Consider the following 16,992-nt stretch of genomic DNA (forward strand, 5'->3'; position numbering starts at 1 on the left):
TCTGTAGCGCTGTAGGTGAAATTGGCGGTGGTAAAGTTGGCTGTCGATTGGAAAAATAATTGGTTAATGTCAGCAGGTGTCAGAATTTGACCGGCGGTGACAATCGTGCCGCCCGTCTCGGGATTGCCTAAAAATATCAGCCCTTCATTGTCTGGTGGGACGGTGTTGATGGTGAAGGATGCGATCGAGCCGTCGGGGTCGCTTCCTCCGAGTCCTGCGATCGCCACAGTGCTGCTGGGGGCGATCTCGACGTTGACGTTATTAGCTGTCGGCGGTAGGTTTGGCTGTGGCGGCAGCGCGGATACAGTAGCGCTGGCGGGGCTGGTAGCGCCCTGGTTGTCTGTAGCGCTGTAGGTGAAATTGGCGGTGGTAAAGTTGGCTGTCGATTGGAAAAATAATTGGTTAATGTCAGCAGGGGTCAGAATTTGACCGGCGGTGACAATCGTGCCACCAGTATCGGGATTGCCTAAAAATATCAGCCCTTCACTTGCTGGTGGGACGGTGTTGATGGTGAAGGATGCGATCGAGCCGTCGGGGTCGCTTCCTCCAAGTCCTGCGATCGCCACAGTGCTGCTGGGGGCGATTTCGAGGTTGACCGGGGCTGCTTCTGGCGGTAGATTTGGCAATGGCGGCAGCGCCGATACAGTAGCGCTGGCGGGGCTGGTAGCGCCCTGGTTGTCTGTAGCGCTGTAGGTGAAATTGGCGGTGGTAAAGTTGGCTGTCGATTGGAAAAATAATTGGTTAATGTCAGCAGGTGTCAGAATTTGACCGGCGGTGACAATCGTGCCGCCCGTCTCGGGATTGCCTAAAAATATCAGCCCTTCATTGTCTGGTGGGACGGTGTTGATGGTGAAGGATGCGATCGAGCCGTCGGGGTCGCTTCCTCCGAGTCCTGCGATCGGCACAGCGCTGCTGGGGGCGATTTCGAGGTTGACGTTGTTAGCTATCGGCGGTTGGTTGGCGGGAGTCGGAGTCGGTGCGGGAGTCGGAGTCGGAGTCGGAGTCGGGGGTGAGGCGATGCTGGTGGTAACAGTTGCGCCGGGATCGCTGCCGTTATTGTTGGCGGGATTCGGGTCATTCGTGTTTGAGGTACTTCTTGCCGTGTTGCTGACAGTGCCGGTTGCCGGGACTGGGAATCTGACAGTCCGGCTGACGGTCACGCCGTCAGCTAAGCTGGCAATGGGCGGAAAGCTGACAATGCCTGTGGCTGGGTCGTAAATACCGCCGCTGGACGCTGTAACGCCCGTTAAACCGGGAATGATGCTATCTGTAACGGTAATGTTGGTGGCGGTAGTGGGCCCTCTGTTTTCAGTGAGAATGGTGTAGGTGACATTTGACCCAGGGGTGGCCGTAGCGGGCCCGGTTTTGATCGTAACTACATCAGCGCTATCGGTGATAGTGGTGGTGATTCGCGCTTGGGGGCTGCTGCCGTTGTTGTTGTCGGGATTGGGGTCTAGGCTACTTGATGTGCTGCTAGCAGTGTTGGCGACGGTGCCGCCGGTGGCGGGAACTGTGAAACTGACGGTTCTGTTGGTACTGGCTGCGCTGGCTAGGGATGGGATCGCCGTCCAAGTCACAATACCTGTAGTTTCGTTGTAAGTTCCGCCGTCGGAGACGCTGACTCCTGTTAAACCGGGAACAATGCTGTCGGCGATCGCCACATTGGTTGCCGCACTCGGCCCACTGTTGGCTGCCGTAATTGTGTAGGTGACAGTCGAGCCGGCTGCTGCAGTAGCGGGTCCGGTTTTGACCGTCACTACATCAGCCCTATCGGTGATAGTGGTGGTGATTCGCGCTTGGGGGCTGCTGCCGTTGTTGTTGTCGGGATTGGGGTCTAGGCTACTTGATGTGCTGCTAGCAGTGTTGGCGACGGTGCCGCCGGTGGCGGGAACTGTGAAACTGACGGTTCTGTTGGTACTGGCTGCGCTGGCTAGGGATGGGATCGCCGTCCAAGTCACAATACCTGTAGTTTCGTTGTAAGTTCCGCCGTCGGAGACGCTGACTCCTGTTAAACCCGGAACAATGCTGTCGGCGATCGCCACATTGGTTGCCACACTCGGCCCACTGTTGGCTGCCGTAATTGTGTAGGTGACAGTCGAGCCGGCTGCTGCAGTCGCGGGTCCGGTTTTGACCGTCACTACATCAGCCCTATCGTTCGTAATAGTGGTCGTGACTCGCGCCTCCGGACTGCTGCCGCTGTTGTTACCGGGTACGGGATCGATCGTACTGCTGCTGCTGAATACACTGTTGGTAATAGAGCCAAGTGTAGTTGGGGTCGTAACAGTTACGGTGCGCGTGGTGGTAGTCCCAACAGGTAAATTCGGAATAGTTGGCCAGGTTACCAGTCTCGTTGTCGCGTTGAAAGTGCCGTCGCCCTCGGCACTAGCAAATACTGCCCCGACGGGCAATTGATCTTCAATCACCACGTTTTCGGCGTCGTTGGGGCCGTTATTTACTGTCGTAATTGTGTAAGTAATGCTGCTACCCGGTGCCGCTGCGGCCGGGCCTGTTTTCCTTGAGGCAACATCTGCCGTAGTCAGCGGCACGTCTATAGTTTGGATAGATAAAGTGCGAACGTCGTGAATATTTGTTGCGTCTCCCGTTGAACCAGCAAAACCAAATTTGAATGTTGCCGGTATTGGCCCGTTTATATCCTCTAAATTGGCAATGTCGATAATAGTCTCGCCCTGATCTGTAAACGAACCATTATTGTTGAGATCAAAGTTAACTGTGAGACGGTTTGGCGTTGCAGAATTGGGTGGTTGCAAAATAATTTGAACTCTTCTTCTGGCTGCTTCGCGACTGGTAGTAAGTGCGTTGATCGGCCCGTTTGGAGGCAGAGGATTTACGGTATCTGGAATATTATCTACTCCCTGCGGCACAAAAGTAGAAGTTAAAAACTTATATTGCGTAGCTTCGCTACCTCGAAGCGTTACCGAATCTGCTCTACGCCCCCCCGGAATTCCACCTACACGCCCTTGAGTTGTAGTTGAAAAATTTCCGAATTCATCTAATCCAATTCCTAAATAACCTCCCAGTAAACCGGGCTGATTTGTATCTGTATTTTGGGCGTAGCCGAGAGACCCTCCATAGCCTCCAGCTACTGTTGGCGTCACCGTACCGTCAATTAAAAAGAAACTTATGCCATCACCTGTCCGCCCTGCTAAATTCGGACGCGCAGTGCCGTTGTAGACAAATAAGTCGAAGACAATGTTAAGACCGCTGTTGACTGGAACCTGACTGTTATAGATAACAAAAGTAGATTGGTCAAAAGTTCTTGAAGTTAATCTCAACGCCCCGCTGCCGACCGGATCTATGTTCAAACCCGGAAAACTCTCGGTTCCGGTTCCTGCTGTTAAAGCTGGAGCGTCTGACGTGCCTGTTACCCCAGAGATCCAAGGCCCGATTAGACGTGCGTCTTGAAAACTTTCGTCCACTAAATTAATGAGGACAGCGCTGTAAGTTTCCTGGTTTTTTGTTTCAAAGGCTATTGCGGTTTTTACTTGTCCTGCTGTAACATTTAATTGCCAGTTTCCTCCTAATTTTGCACTGCCAATTAGATTGTTAGAAGCAGCTATATTTGCGCCTGTTAATTCTCTCAGCTTCCGCACGAAAGCAATCCCGGATTTTCCAGCCCCAACCTTACACGCTAATAATAAAATATCGGCTTTTTCCCTGAAGGCATTGCGCCACTGTTGAAAATGCCGATCGTACTTTTGCAAGTTTTCATCCTTCAGTAAAGTTGACCCCAGTTGCACCGAAGCTTCATTGCCGTGAGCAACTATTTGAAGGCTGGCAATTAAGCTGCGTTTAGCTAGAATCTCGGTAATTTGTTCTACTCCGTCCAGGGTTCGATCGAGGACAATTATCTCTGTCCCTGGTTTTACTCCGCTGGTAAGATGCTGATAATTCTCTACCCTTGGGTCGATGCAAACTAAATGTTTTTTATGTTTAGTCTTGACGCCGCAACTCTCTTTTGCTAAACAGGAAACATCGATCTCCACATCCCCGACTAAGGGCGTCCCAATCAAAGAAGCTTTTATGGACTCTTTGTCGCGGCGATCGCAACTTGATTGGTGAATTAGCGAAGAGTAGTTGCACCCTAAATTTTTCATGAGTTACATAGCTCCTTGACTTGTAAAATGTCCATCTTCAATGGTAGATAGTATTGTTAATTGCTAATAAGAAATTGTTAATTGCTAATTTCTCGGTTTCGCATAGTTAACAAGTTCTATTTACTGCGATTTTTTTTTGATCGACATCTTCCCAAAGTAGCAGTTCGCTGTGTTTACCTGCGAAATCAGGCATTTTTTTAGCCAAACCTGAGTTACCGCTAAATTATTTTTACATGGAAAAAACGTACACAATGTACGCACATACGCTGTAAAATGCGCTATTTTCTACCCAAAAATAGTTGATAATTGTTCGCTTTTATATTGGTTATTTATAATATAGTTTTTATGACTATTGGTAGGACGTGACTCATTATCAAAAATCATTTAATAATAGTCAATCAGCAGGATATAAGAGGATATCTATTCCCTCAAAAAAAAGGTAGTAAATCTTGTAGTCACAAACTGCGTTTGTTGGCTTTTGCCGGTTCTTAATTATTCACTAAAACCCCTTTTAGACTTCTCGATAAGTTGACAAACTAAAGAATTCAAGAACTTGCTTGATTTGGGTAATTGTGGAAAATAAAAAACCCGGCTTATGTAACAAACCGAGTTGGGAGAGTATCGAAAAAACTTAGCGAATTAAATGCGCTTTGATCTTAACTCGAAAGAGTGAGAAAATCGAGAGAAGTAATAGTATTATCAGCGCCAAAAACCTGAGCCAAAACCTCGCCAGTCGCAGCAACTTGCAGCAGTGTAGCATTCGCCATCGGGTTAATTTGCAAAGCCTCAAAACTCAAGCCACCCGCCAGGACAAACTTATCAGTTCCTACGGCAAAATTGAACAGATTATCCATACCACTATTAGCACTTAACACAAAGCGATCGCTCCCAATACCTCCAATCAAAGTATCATCGCCCCCATCACCAAACAGCCAGTCATCCCCTGCACCTCCGTTGAGAATATCGTTATCTTTGCCTCCGTAAATAGTGTCATTACCCTCACCTCCGTTGAGAGTATCTTGACCTTCATTAGCGTATAAAAAGTCATCGCCGCTGTCCCCGTTGATACAGTCTTGCTGACCGTCTCCACCCACAGCGCCTCGGTCATTTTGCCCGCGATCGCCAAAAATGGTATCGTTACCCGGATCGCCACACAAAATATCGCTGCCATCATCACCGTAAATCAAGTCATCACCAGCATCTGCCTGTACTGCATCGTCATCCTTGCCACCACGAAGAATATCGTTACCAAAACCCCCACTCAAAGAGTCGGAACTCTCACCGCCGTTGAGTTGGTCATTGCCATCGCCTCCAAACAGCAAGTCGCGGCCGTCAACATCCGACACTAATTGGTTTTGCAAGCCGCCGTAAAGCGAATCGTCCCCCTCATCTCCGACAATAGTATCGGAACCGAGTTCGCCCCAAATCCGGTCGTTATCTTTGCCGCCGTAAATGAAGTCGTTACCTTTGCCGGCAAAAATGCTGTCGTTACCGCTACCGCCACCGATGATATCGCCGGTGTCGTTGCCAAAAATTAAGTCGCCTTCAGATGTGGCAATTGTGCTGCCTTGCTGAGTGCCGTAGTCACCGAGTATGGTGTCGGAACCTTGATTGCCGTAGAGAGTATCCGAGTCAGTTTCGCCAAAAATGCGATCGCCCGCTTTGCCTGCAAACAGCAAATCCCGTCCGTTGCCGCCCACCAGGGTATCGTCTTGTTCTTGACCGTTCATCAAGTCGTTGCCATCACCTCCTAACAGCAAATCGAAGCCGTCGGGGTCGCTGTCTAGGGAGTTGAGGACGCCACCGAACAAAGAGTCGTCTCCGCTGTCGCCGTCAAGGGTGTCCTGGCCTTTGTCGCCCCAGATCAGGTCGTTGTCGATGCCACCATAGGCGATGTCAGGGCCTTTGCCGGAGTAAACGGTGTCGTTGCCTTGAGTGCCTGCAATGGCGTCGCCTGAAGACCCGCCGAAAATTAGGTCGCTGTCGTTGTCGGTCAAGTCGATGTTGTTGCCGTTGTCGCCGACTATGGTGTCGGAACCCCGATCTCCGTACACTGTGTCTCCATTGCGATCGCCAAAAATGCGATCCTCTTCCTTCCCGCCAAATACGACATCCTGGTCTTTGCCGCCGTAAACGATGTCGTTGCTTCTACCTGCTGCTATGAAGTCTCGCTGTTGGTCGCCGTAAACGATATCGCTGCCTGCTTCACCTAACACTGTGTCGTCGCCGCTTTTTGAGAGAAACAGTTGGTTGGTTTCGTTTCCTGTTAAGGAATCGTTTCCAGGAGTGCCTCTCATGGTGTTTTGGATGTCGATGAGTTGTGCGGCGTTGGAGTCGAAGTTGAGTATTTGCGAAGGCTGGGGTGGGATAAATGTGATGTTCGGTGGCTGGGGCAAGGGGTCGCAACCGCAACTGGTATCGGGTTCGGGTACTGGGCCTAATATAGGCGTTGGTTCTGGCGCTGGTTTTGGTTCCGGTGTTTGTGTTGGTGTTGGTGTGGGAATGGGTGGTGTTGGAGTTGGAGTTGCAGTTGCAGTTGGTTCCGGGGCAGGCGCGGGTATGGGCGTCGGCGTGGGTATGGGCGTCGGCGCTGGTTCCGCTGCAGGTGTGGGTGTGGGTGCCGGTATTGTTGGTGTGGGTGTGGGTGTCGGTATTGTTGGTGTGGGTGTGGGTGTCGGTATTGTTGGTGTTGGAGTTGGCGCCGGTATTGTTGGTGTGGGTGTGGGTGTCGGTGTTGTTGGTGTTGGAGTTGGCGCCGGTGTCGGCACGGGTATCGGCGCCGGTGTTGTTGGTGTTGGAGTTGGCGCCGGTGTTGTTGGTGTTGGGGTTGGCGCCGGTGTCGGCACGGGTATCGGCGCGGGTGTTGGCGCCGGTATCGATTCCTTAAGGGGAATGAGAGAGACAGTGGCGACTGCCGCACTCGTGGCGCCGAGGTTGTCTGTAGCACTGTAGGTGAAGTTTGCCCCTGTGAAATTGCCGGACGCCTGGAAGAACAACTGGGTAATTTGCTCGGTTGTTAGGGTTTGACCAGCCGTGACCCGCACTCCCTGGCTGGGATCACCCAAAAACAGCGTCCCCTCATTGGCGGGCGGCAAGGTGTTTACGGTAAAGGAAACCACCGTCCCGTCTGGGTCGGTTCCTCCGAGTCCGGGGATGTTCACGGTTCTTCCCAGCAACACAGCCAGGCTGGAGTTGTTGGCGACCGGTGGCTGGTCGGTGGGAGGTAATAGTGCTAGCAGGGAGGCTGTAGCGGGGGCTGAACTGATGGCGCCGCGGCGGTCTGTGGCGCTGTAGGTAAAGTTTGTGGCTGCGAATTCGCTGGTTGCTTGGAAGAATAACTGGTTGATTTGAGTTGTACTCAATCTTTGGCCTGCCGTGACCCGGATTCCCTGGCTGGGGTCGCCCAAGTACAGGACGCCTTGATTTGTCGCCGGTAGGGTGTTGATAGTAAAGAATTCGATCGAGTCGTCGGGGTCTTTTGCCGTCAGCGCTGTGAGGTTGACGGTGCTGTTTGGCGCCAGGGTCTTGCTGAAGTTTGTGGGTACCGGCGGGTAGTTGAACGCTAGCGACACCAGAGAAACTGTGGCGGCAGGACTGCTGCCACCGAGATTGTCCTTGCTGCTGTAGGTAAAATTAGCTCCTGTGAAATTGCCCGCCGACTGGAAGAATAACTGCGTCATTTGCTCGGCTGTCAGGGTTTGACCAGCCGTGACGGCGACTCCCCCCGTTGCGGGGTCGCCCAAGAACAGGACGCCTTGATTTGTCGGTGGCAGGGTGCTGATGGTGAATGTAACCACTGTGCCGTCTGAGTCTCTGCCTCCGAGTCCGCTAATTTGGACAACGCTGTTGGGCCCTAGCGCAGCGTTGCTGCTGTAGGCTGATGGAAGTTTGTTGGGTGTGGGCTGCGCGCTAATAATAGCGGTGGTGACAGTGGCTCTGGACTCGGAACCGTTGTTATTGCTGGGCTTGGGGTCAAAAGTGGTCGATCGGCTCTGGGAAGTATTGCTAAGGGCGCCCGTCGCTGGAACGACTACTGTTACCTCGCGGTTGATGTTGCTGCCGCTCGTTAAACTGGGAATTGTTGGGAAGGTGACAACCCCTGTCACTGGGTCGTAAGTGCCGTTATCGGATGCGCTTACTCCCGTTAAACCGGGAATGATGCTGTCTGTAATCACTACGTTTTCAGCAGCATTCGGCCCATTGTTGGCGGTAGTTATAGTATAAGTCACGGAACTACCAGCAGGAGCAGATGTGAGACCGCTCTTGGACGTAACCAGGTCGGCAACAGGATCGATCGAGGTAATGACTTGCCCCCCCGCCTCACCGGGCAATGCGACTGTCGAGCCGTTGTTGTTTGTTAAGTCCGGGTCAAAAGTGTCCGATCGACTCAATACTATGTTGGTGATGCTCGTCAGCGTAGGCGGGGGTACAAAAATTAGGCGGCGGGTGACACTGCTGCCGCTGGCTAAAGTCGCGATCGCTGGAAACTCGATCGTCCCTGTGGTTGCGTTGTAGGTTCCGCCATCGAACACGCGGACATTAGTTAAGCCGGGAATCAGGCTGTCGGTGATGACTACGTTGGTCGCAGGACTCGGCCCGTTGTTGGTAGTAGTAATTGTATAAAGTAGCGTGTCGCCCACCTGGATGCTGGCGGGAGCCGTTTTTTGGGTGACAACATCGGCCACAGCCTCGATCGAGGTAATGACTTGACCCCCCGCCTCACCGGGCACTGCGACTGTCGAGCCGTTATTGTTTGTTAAGTCCGGGTCAAAAGTGTCCGATCGGCTCAATACAATATTGGTGATGCTCGTCAGGGTAGTCGGCGGTACAAAGCTGATGGTGCGGCTCTGGTTGGTGCCGCTGGCTAAAGTCGCGATCGCTGGGAACTCGATCGTCCCTGTGGCAGGATTGTAGGTTCCGCCATCGGACACGCTGACATTAGTTAAGCCGGGAATCAGGCTGTCGGTGATGACTACGTTGGTCGCAGGACTCGGCCCGTTGTTGGCAGTAGTAATTGTATAAAGTAGCGTTTCGCCCGCGTTGATGCTGGCCGGAGCCGTTTTTTGGGTGACAACATCGGCCACAGCATCGATCGAGGTGGTGACGGTGGCGTTGGGGTTGGTACCGTTGTTGTTGGTCGGAGTGGAGTCAGGAGTGATGGAGGTACTTCTGGCCGTGTTGCTGATGGAAGTTAGGGTGGGCGGTACTGTGAAGTCGATCGTCCGGGTGACAGTCTCCGCGTTGGCAATTGCCACAGGTGCGAAGGTGACAATGCCCGTCACTGGATCGTAAACGCCGCCGTTAGATGCCGTGACTCCGGTTAATCCGGGAACTATGCTGTCAGTGATGGTTACAGCTTCTGCAGGACTCGGCCCTAAATTAACTGTAGCGATCGTATAGCTGACCGAACTACCGGCAGTAGCACTTGTAGAGCCGGTTTTGGTGGTTGCCAAATCCGCGTTGGGCGCAATACTTGTCGTAACCGTAGAGTTAGTGGGAGTGCCGTCTTTGTTGGTTGTCGAGCCGTTGTTGTTAGTGGCGATCGGATCGAAAATCGCCGAGGTGCTCCGCGCCGTGTTGCTGATGGCAGTAAGGGTGGCTGGGGCAGTGAAACTGATAGTCCGAGTCTCAGTCGCAGCATTTGCCAGGGCTGTCAGTGCTGGGAAGGTGACAATGCCCGAAACTGGGTCGTAAGTACCGCCGTCCGATACGCTGACTCCTGTTAAACCCGGAATAATGCTGTCACTGATGGTCACATCGGCAGCGGGGTCTGGCCCCATGTTAGTGGTAGTCAATGTGTAGGCGACGATTGACCCAGCCGAAGTAGTCACAGGACCGCTTTTGGTAGTAACTAAATCCGCGACTGTATCGACAACTGTGGTAGACACGACACCAGGTCCCTCGATTTGCCCTGGGGCGAGTACACCGCTGTTGTTGCTGAGGTCGGGGTCGAAAGTCGAGCTAGTGCTGAATGCAACGTTGGCAAAACTGCTACCGCTGGTTAAACCGGGCGGCAAATCAATTGTCAGGGTGTAAGTCACAGTCTCGCCGGCATTGAGAACCGGAATTAACGGCCAGGTGACTGCCTTGGTTTGGTTCACGTAAGTGCCGTTGTTGGAGGCAATCAGATCCGGCTGCAATCCGCCCGGACGCAGTTCTAAAGGTATTTCGTCTTGAATCAGAACATTTGTAGCAGGCGCTGGTCCCCTGTTTACAGTAGTAATCGTGTAGGTAATGCTGCCTTCGGATTTGACAAACTGCGGGCCGGTCTTAATAGTGGCAACCTCTGCGGCGATACTGGGAGGATTGATAGTTTCAACTACCAGGTTTTGAAGTTCGTGAATGTTGTTGGCGCTTCCTGTGGAACTGCCAAAACCAAATTTGAAAATTGGCGGTACTGAGCCGTTTTTGGTCGCCAAGTTGGGGATGTCGATCAATGTAGTTTCGTATATGCCGTCGAAATTTTTATCGAAGGCAACGGTGAGGCGAGAGGGATTCACCGGATCGTTAGATGGATTCAGCGTAATTTGAACGGATCTTTTGGCTAAATTGCGATCGCTCGTGAACGTATTGCTGAAGTTAAAATTGCTGCCTGGTTGAGGGTCGCTAAAGTCAATGCTGGTAGGAATGTTATCGATGCCGAAGGGAACGATCGCATTTGTTAAAAACTGATAACCGTTTGCTTGATTTCCTCTAACAGTTACTGAATCAGGTCGGAAAGAACCAATAGAGGAGCCGGGAATCGAAGGTGGCTCCGGGCCGGAGCGCCCTTCTGTGGATGTTGAAAAATTGCCAAACTCGTCAAGCCCAATGCCTAAATAACCTCCCTCAATACCGGGTATACCCGTTCGTGGAGCGTAAGCCAGAGAACCGCCATAACCCCCAGTCCTGGTTGGGCTAACAGTGCCGTCTATCAAGAAGAAACCCAGCCCGTCCCCTGGCTGAGGACTAATAGAGGGTTGCGGAGCCTCAAATTGCTGGCTTGAACCGTAAGAATAAAAATCAAACTGGACTCTGATACCGTCGGTTGAAGGAATGGGGTTGTTGTAGATGACGAAGGCTTCCCGAAGATTTACTGCTGGAGTTAATCGCAGAGCGCCATCGCCGGGACTTGAACCGCCCAAAGCCGGAATTACGCCCGATACCGTGCCTCCGGTAATGCCGGGGATAAGTTGATTGGCTGCTGGAACCCCGCTGCTGGGATTGAACAGTGCTCCGTCGTTTCCCCCGTAAATCCAAGGCCCCCTAACTGTGGAGTTTTTGAAAGTTTCGTTAACTAATGTGCCGAGGGCGTAAGGGTAGGCTGCGAGCACTTCTTTTTCAATGGCGATTCTCGCTTTTATTTCCCCTGTCGCAAATTTTAATTCCCAGTCGCCACCGAGTGCCGTACTCCCCGTCAAGTTGTCGGAAGCTGCAATATCTGCACCGACTATTAAGCTCAGCCGCCGCACGAAGGCCTCGCCACTTTCTCCCGCTGCGACGCTGCAGCCGAATAACAAGATATCTCCTCTCTCGCTGAGGGCTTTTCCCCACTGTTCTAACAAATGGTTGTAGGTTTGTAAGTTGTCGTTGCAAAGTTCGATCGACCCTAGCTGCACCCCCGCTTCTCGACCGTGAGAAACTATCTGAAGGCTGTCTAAATCGCTGTAATTAACCAAAATTCTAGTAATTTGCTCGACTCCATCCCGCGTCGAGTCCAATACAAATACCTCTGTATTGGCTGTTCCTCCTCTTGCCAAGCTGTCGAAGTTTTCTACTCTGGCATCGAGGAACAGTACATTTTTTATAGTCGGGGCGCCCACAGACTGGGTTGCTCGCAAAAATTCTCTGTGGGGATGCCCAATTTTCCTGTCGCCACGGAGTTTCTGGGACAGGAAACACTCCTCTGTTTTTACTTTTTTTATTGCTTTTTTCTGATGATAAGTTGCGGTTGTTCGGGATTTTGGACCGGCAATCCTTGCGGTGGAGTCACATATTTTGGTGGTGACAAAAATTGGTTTGTTGCAGATGCTTTGCATGGTCAAATTGGCTCACGAATTGTAGATGATGTACCCATTTCCAGATGATCATTATCACCTCTTGAAAAGGTTTAATTGCAGAGTAATAGGCGGTGTAGCTTGAGGTGGATCAAAAGCAAAAAGCGAATTTTACTCAGCACAAATGACTGCTATATTAATATTTAATAGCATTGCCAATATCGCCGGCAGAAGCGCAGAGGATTTGGGGTTTAAAATCCCCATAATCTCTCTATCGGGTGATATTTTGCGTTCGACTTTTTTCTTTTCTGTTAGCGAGTGTATCTGTTACACGCTTATCTCTTACATCGCGCAGTAGATAATAACACCAGTTCTCAAAAATTTACTTAATGAGGTTTTCTGTACATCGTCTAATGCACTTTATTTGCAGAGAAAATTCACTATTTCTAGAGGTATAAACCTGGTTTGAGGGACGAAAAGACTTCTTTGCAGCCCTCGCTCCCGGTAAAAAACTCGGTTTCTTTGCTTTTGGTGTGCAAGCCCTGTTCACAATAGCAACCAGGTATTAATGAGGGAGTGATAGCCGTCACATAATTATGCCGACCGTGCCCGAAGTGTCATTCAACTGAGATCTTTTACCATTCTCAATAACCCTTCTATGGGGGGTTCTCCTGCCCAGCCCATAAAAAAATTCACTTGTTGTGGAACAGGCCAGAAAGCCTATTCTTGAAAATGGTGCAACATATGAGATTCAATTGAAATTGGCATACCCTGTATCGACGAAGTGTCTTAAAAATTCATGACTTGGAGTCTGGAGATAGCAATCTAGATTTGAGACTGTTTCGCTACGATAGCAAAAACATATTAGTGCCGCCCACAAGCAACTTCTCAAGTTGTCAACTTAGAGTCTTCGAGCTGGTTTCTGTTTAAGATCAATGCTCGGGACAATGTTTCGCGCAGAATTTTTCATCATGTTTGAAGAAACTGATTTGGAGATTTGCCCCTCAGCTACTTACGATTTTTGTTGGCTAATTTTCTTAACTGCAGGAGTTACGTCTAAGAGACTAGAAACCCAATTTATTCCTAGATTTCTCGCCACCCAACCAAAATTTATCATCTCAACTTTGTTTCCGATCGTAAATCCTCAACTAGAAAAACACCGATCGCAATTCCCCTGTTATGACAACTGTAACCAAGCAATAATGCTCGATTAGGTTTTAATTGCTGAGTTGGGGCGTGGGTCGTCCAAAACAAGCTCCAACAATAATCCTTACACGTAAGTACATCTTAACTCATTGATTATTACATCCGCAAATAGGCGTAGATACAAGCACCAATATAAGCTATATCTTTTCACCGCGAGCGTCAAGAGTTCTGGCTTGGTAGTACCGACAATCTTGACAGGGCCCAGAAGGATTGACAGCGCAGCGAATGTAATTAGAGCGGGCGTTATACTCGCAAGTGATATCCCCGATCGAATAACCGAGGCTTTGTATGTAAGTGCGATCGGCAGTTGGTAGTTGAGTTCGCATGGGTCTATTCGCTACCGCAAGTCTGGCCGCTGCAATTCTGTCGCGGGCTTGGCTCTGGGCAGAGCGCATCACCCACAAAGACAGCAGCGACGGAGCTAAACCTATCAAAATAATCAGGAGAGCAGTTAGCACTTTTTCAGAGCTTATGTGGAGAATATTTACTTTAATTTAAGCTACGGCAACAGAAAATTATCCTCAAAAAGACGGTTTTAAATAAAAAAAGTTCCCGATCAATTATCAAACTATGCCGCCCGTGTGTTAACCGTTAGCTGGCTGCTGAGGAGGGCGATCGCTGCTGACGCCACTTTTTTCGTAAAGCGCATCGTCCGGGTCCAAAAAAGCCAGAAGTGCAGATATGATGTGATATTATTTCAGGTCAATTATCAGCAATCAAATAGGTTTGTAGTGACGAATGCAAGTCCTGATAAAAATCAGAGGACTTGGATTAATCACTACAAACGCAAAATCGGTTATTTTACAGGACTAAATATGAGAAACCGGATCGGTTCAAAAACAAGCAAGTCAGAACATGGGCTAGCTATTGTTTAGGAAACCCGGTTTCTCTCAAAACCTGAAAGGGTTAAACCTTAGCAATATCCCCGGCTAAATCCATCAACGAACCCGCGCCTTCCACCTTAGCAACATCCAACAAAGTCTTCAAAACCGAATCGGGATTCAAACTAATCGAATCAATTCCCAGCTCAACCAAGAAACGAGCAAACTCAGGATAATCGCTGGGGGCTTGACCGCAAATCCCAATCTTGCGATCGTACTTCTTGGCGGCTTTAATGGCAATTGCTACCATGCGCTTGACAGCTTCATTCCGTTCGTCAAAAATGTGTGCGACTAAAGCAGAATCCCGGTCTAATCCTAATGTTAACTGAGTTAAATCGTTAGAGCCGATCGAGAATCCGTCAAAAACTTGGGCAAATTCGTCAGCAAATATGACATTGCTCGGTAATTCGCACATCACATACACTTGCAGGCCGTTCTCGCCCTTAACTAAACCGTGTTTTGCCATCTCGGCTAACACTTTTCGTCCTTCATCCGGGGTGCGACAAAATGGAATCATCGGAATCACATTTGTCAAGCCCATTTCGTCGCGAACTCGCTTTAATGCTTTGCATTCCAAAGCGTAAGCTTCGCGGTAATTTGGGTCGTAATAGCGAGAGGCGCCGCGCCACCCGATCATCGGGTTTTCTTCGTTGGGTTCAAACTGCCGCCCACCCAAAAGATTAGCATATTCGTTGCTCTTGAAATCGCTCATCCGCACGATAACTGGATTTGGATAAAATGCGGCTGCAATTGTGGCAATTCCGTGGGCGAGTTTGTCGGTGAAGAAATCTGGTTTGTGTTGGTAAAGTGCTGTGAGTTCGGCAATTTCTTCCTTGACTGATTCATCCACCAATTCGTCAAAGTGAATCAGTGCCAGCGGGTGTGCTTTAATGTGATTGGCAATGATGAATTCCAACCGCGCTAAGCCTACGCCGTCGCAGGGAATTGCTGATAAACCAAAGGCTTCTTCTGGGTTCCCGACATTCATTAAAATTTGAGTGCGGGTGCGGGGCAAATTCTCGATCGCCGTTTCTTGAATTTCAAAAGGAAGCAAACCCGCATAAACTTTCCCTTCATCTCCTTCGGAACAAGAAACAGTGATTTCTTGATGGTTTTTCAAGATTTGGGTTGCCTCACCGGTGCCGACAATGGCGGGAATTCCCATTTCTCTGGCGATGATGGCGGCGTGACAAGTGCGGCCGCCGGAATTGGTGACGATCGCACTTGCTTTTTTCATAATCGGTTCCCAATCCGGGTCTGTTTTGTTGGTAACTAAAACTTCTCCTGATTGAAATTCAGCGATTCTGTGCACATCTAAAATTACGCGGGCTTTGCCTTGTCCGATTGATTCGCCAACGGCGCGTCCTTTTGCTAAAACTGCGCTGCTGCCTTGCAATTTGTAGTTTCGCAAAACTTTAGCAGACTTTTGAGATTGTACTGTTTCAGGTCGTGCTTGGACAATAAACAATTCGCCCGTATTGCCGTCTTTTGCCCACTCAATGTCCATCGGGGTATAAGTCCCGCGCACTTTAGAGTAGTGTTCTTCGATGACTACGGCCCATTTTGCTAGTTGCAGAATTTCATCATCTTGGATGGCAAATTTATTTTTTTCGGCGGCGATGACGGAGACGTTTTTGGTGTATTTAGAACCGCCGATATCGTACACCATTTTGAGGGTTTTGCTGCCGAGTCGTTTCTCTAAAATCGGGCGAAAACCTTGTTTTAAGGTTGGTTTAAAGACGAAGTATTCGTCGGGGTTGACGGTTCCTTGGACGATGTTTTCGCCTAATCCGTAGGCGGCGGTGACTAATACGGCGTTTTTGAATCCGGTTTCGGTGTCGATGCTGAACATGACGCCGGATGATGCTAAGTCCGATCGCACCATTTTTTGGACGCCGACTGATAGGGCGACTTCAAAGTGGTCGAAACCCCTTTGTTGGCGGTAGGAAATCGCGCGATCGGTGAATATGGAAGCAAAGCATTTGTGACAGCATTCCAGGACGCCAGCGCAAGCTTGGACGTTGAGGTAGGTTTCTTGCTGTCCCGCGAAACTGGCGTCTGGTAAGTCTTCGGCGGTGGCGGAGGAACGCACTGCTACGTCTGTACTGTCGCCGTAGCGATCGCACAATTTTTCGTAAGCATCCGCGATCGCGGCTTGGAGTTCTCGCGGAAATGGTGTGTCAAGAATCAGTGCCCGCGCTTGCTTGCCTTTTTGTCGCAGGTTCTGCAGATCTTCTACGTCTAAATCTGCAAAAATTTCGCGCAATTTAGCTTCTAAACCCGCTGACTGGATGAAGTACCGGTAAGCGTGTGCTGTAGTTGCAAATCCGTTGGGAACTCTGACTCCTTGGGCGGTTAACTGTTGAATCATTTCGCCCAAAGAAGCATTTTTACCGCCTACTAATGGGATGTCGGCGATGCCGACTTCATCAAACAACAATACTAAGGCTTTTTCTTTGGGGATTAAACCGGGTTTTTGTTCAATTGCTAAATTGTCGAGCATTGCTTTTTTCCTCTCAACTTCAGCTCATTTCGGTCAAAGGACAGTAAACAAAAGACAGGTTATGCGGAATTGTAATTTTGTTACTAAAATTATCAAGTTTTTTGCTAGGCTGTATCAACCGAGTTTTCGATTGCCTCTAATTCAAGATTATCACTTTTTTGCTAAATAGCAAGGCCTGTGGAGATATTTTATTTGATTGCAGAAAGTAAAGAAATCGCAGTAATCAGTTTATGTAAGGTATGATAAAAGAAGTGGTAAAAACATAAATAGCGAAGATAGTTGCCACCGCTTTTTTGGCGTTGAGCGCTCAT

At 49.8% G+C, this 16,992-nt stretch carries 4 protein-coding genes; all 4 read right to left on the minus strand.

Annotated features, from left to right (window positions below; genetic code table 11):
- The coding region (locus QUA45_RS14585) for a DUF4347 domain-containing protein (protein WP_333221249.1) at window positions 1–4,115 on the minus strand (4,115 nt) is incomplete at its 3' end.
- A gap of 656 nt (window positions 4,116–4,771) precedes the next feature.
- On the minus strand, window positions 4,772–11,935 hold the full coding sequence (locus QUA45_RS14590; RefSeq protein ID WP_333221251.1) for a DUF4347 domain-containing protein: 7,164 nt from the start codon (window positions 11,933–11,935) through the stop codon (window positions 4,772–4,774).
- 1,499 nt (window positions 11,936–13,434) lie between these two features.
- A complete protein-coding gene (locus QUA45_RS14595; RefSeq protein WP_333071646.1) occupies window positions 13,435–13,755 on the minus strand; it encodes a DUF6464 family protein in 321 nt (106 codons plus the stop codon).
- Window positions 13,756–14,203: 448 nt separating this feature from the next.
- The gene (ppsA, locus tag QUA45_RS14600) at window positions 14,204–16,681 is read right to left on the minus strand and encodes a phosphoenolpyruvate synthase (RefSeq protein WP_333221253.1); all 2,478 of its coding nucleotides are present in this window, start codon (window positions 16,679–16,681) and stop codon (window positions 14,204–14,206) included.
- Window positions 16,682–16,992: the final 311 nt, after the last annotated feature.

Source organism: Microcoleus sp. Pol12A5 (assembly GCF_036701435.1).
Classification (GTDB): Bacteria; Cyanobacteriota; Cyanobacteriia; order Cyanobacteriales; family Microcoleaceae; genus Microcoleus.

Bases quoted from the DNA above. Each gene is read 5' to 3' on its own strand.
- ppsA (WP_333221253.1), bottom strand. From the start codon at position 16,681: ATGCTCGACAATTTAGCAATTGAACAAAAACCCGGTTTAATCCCCAAA.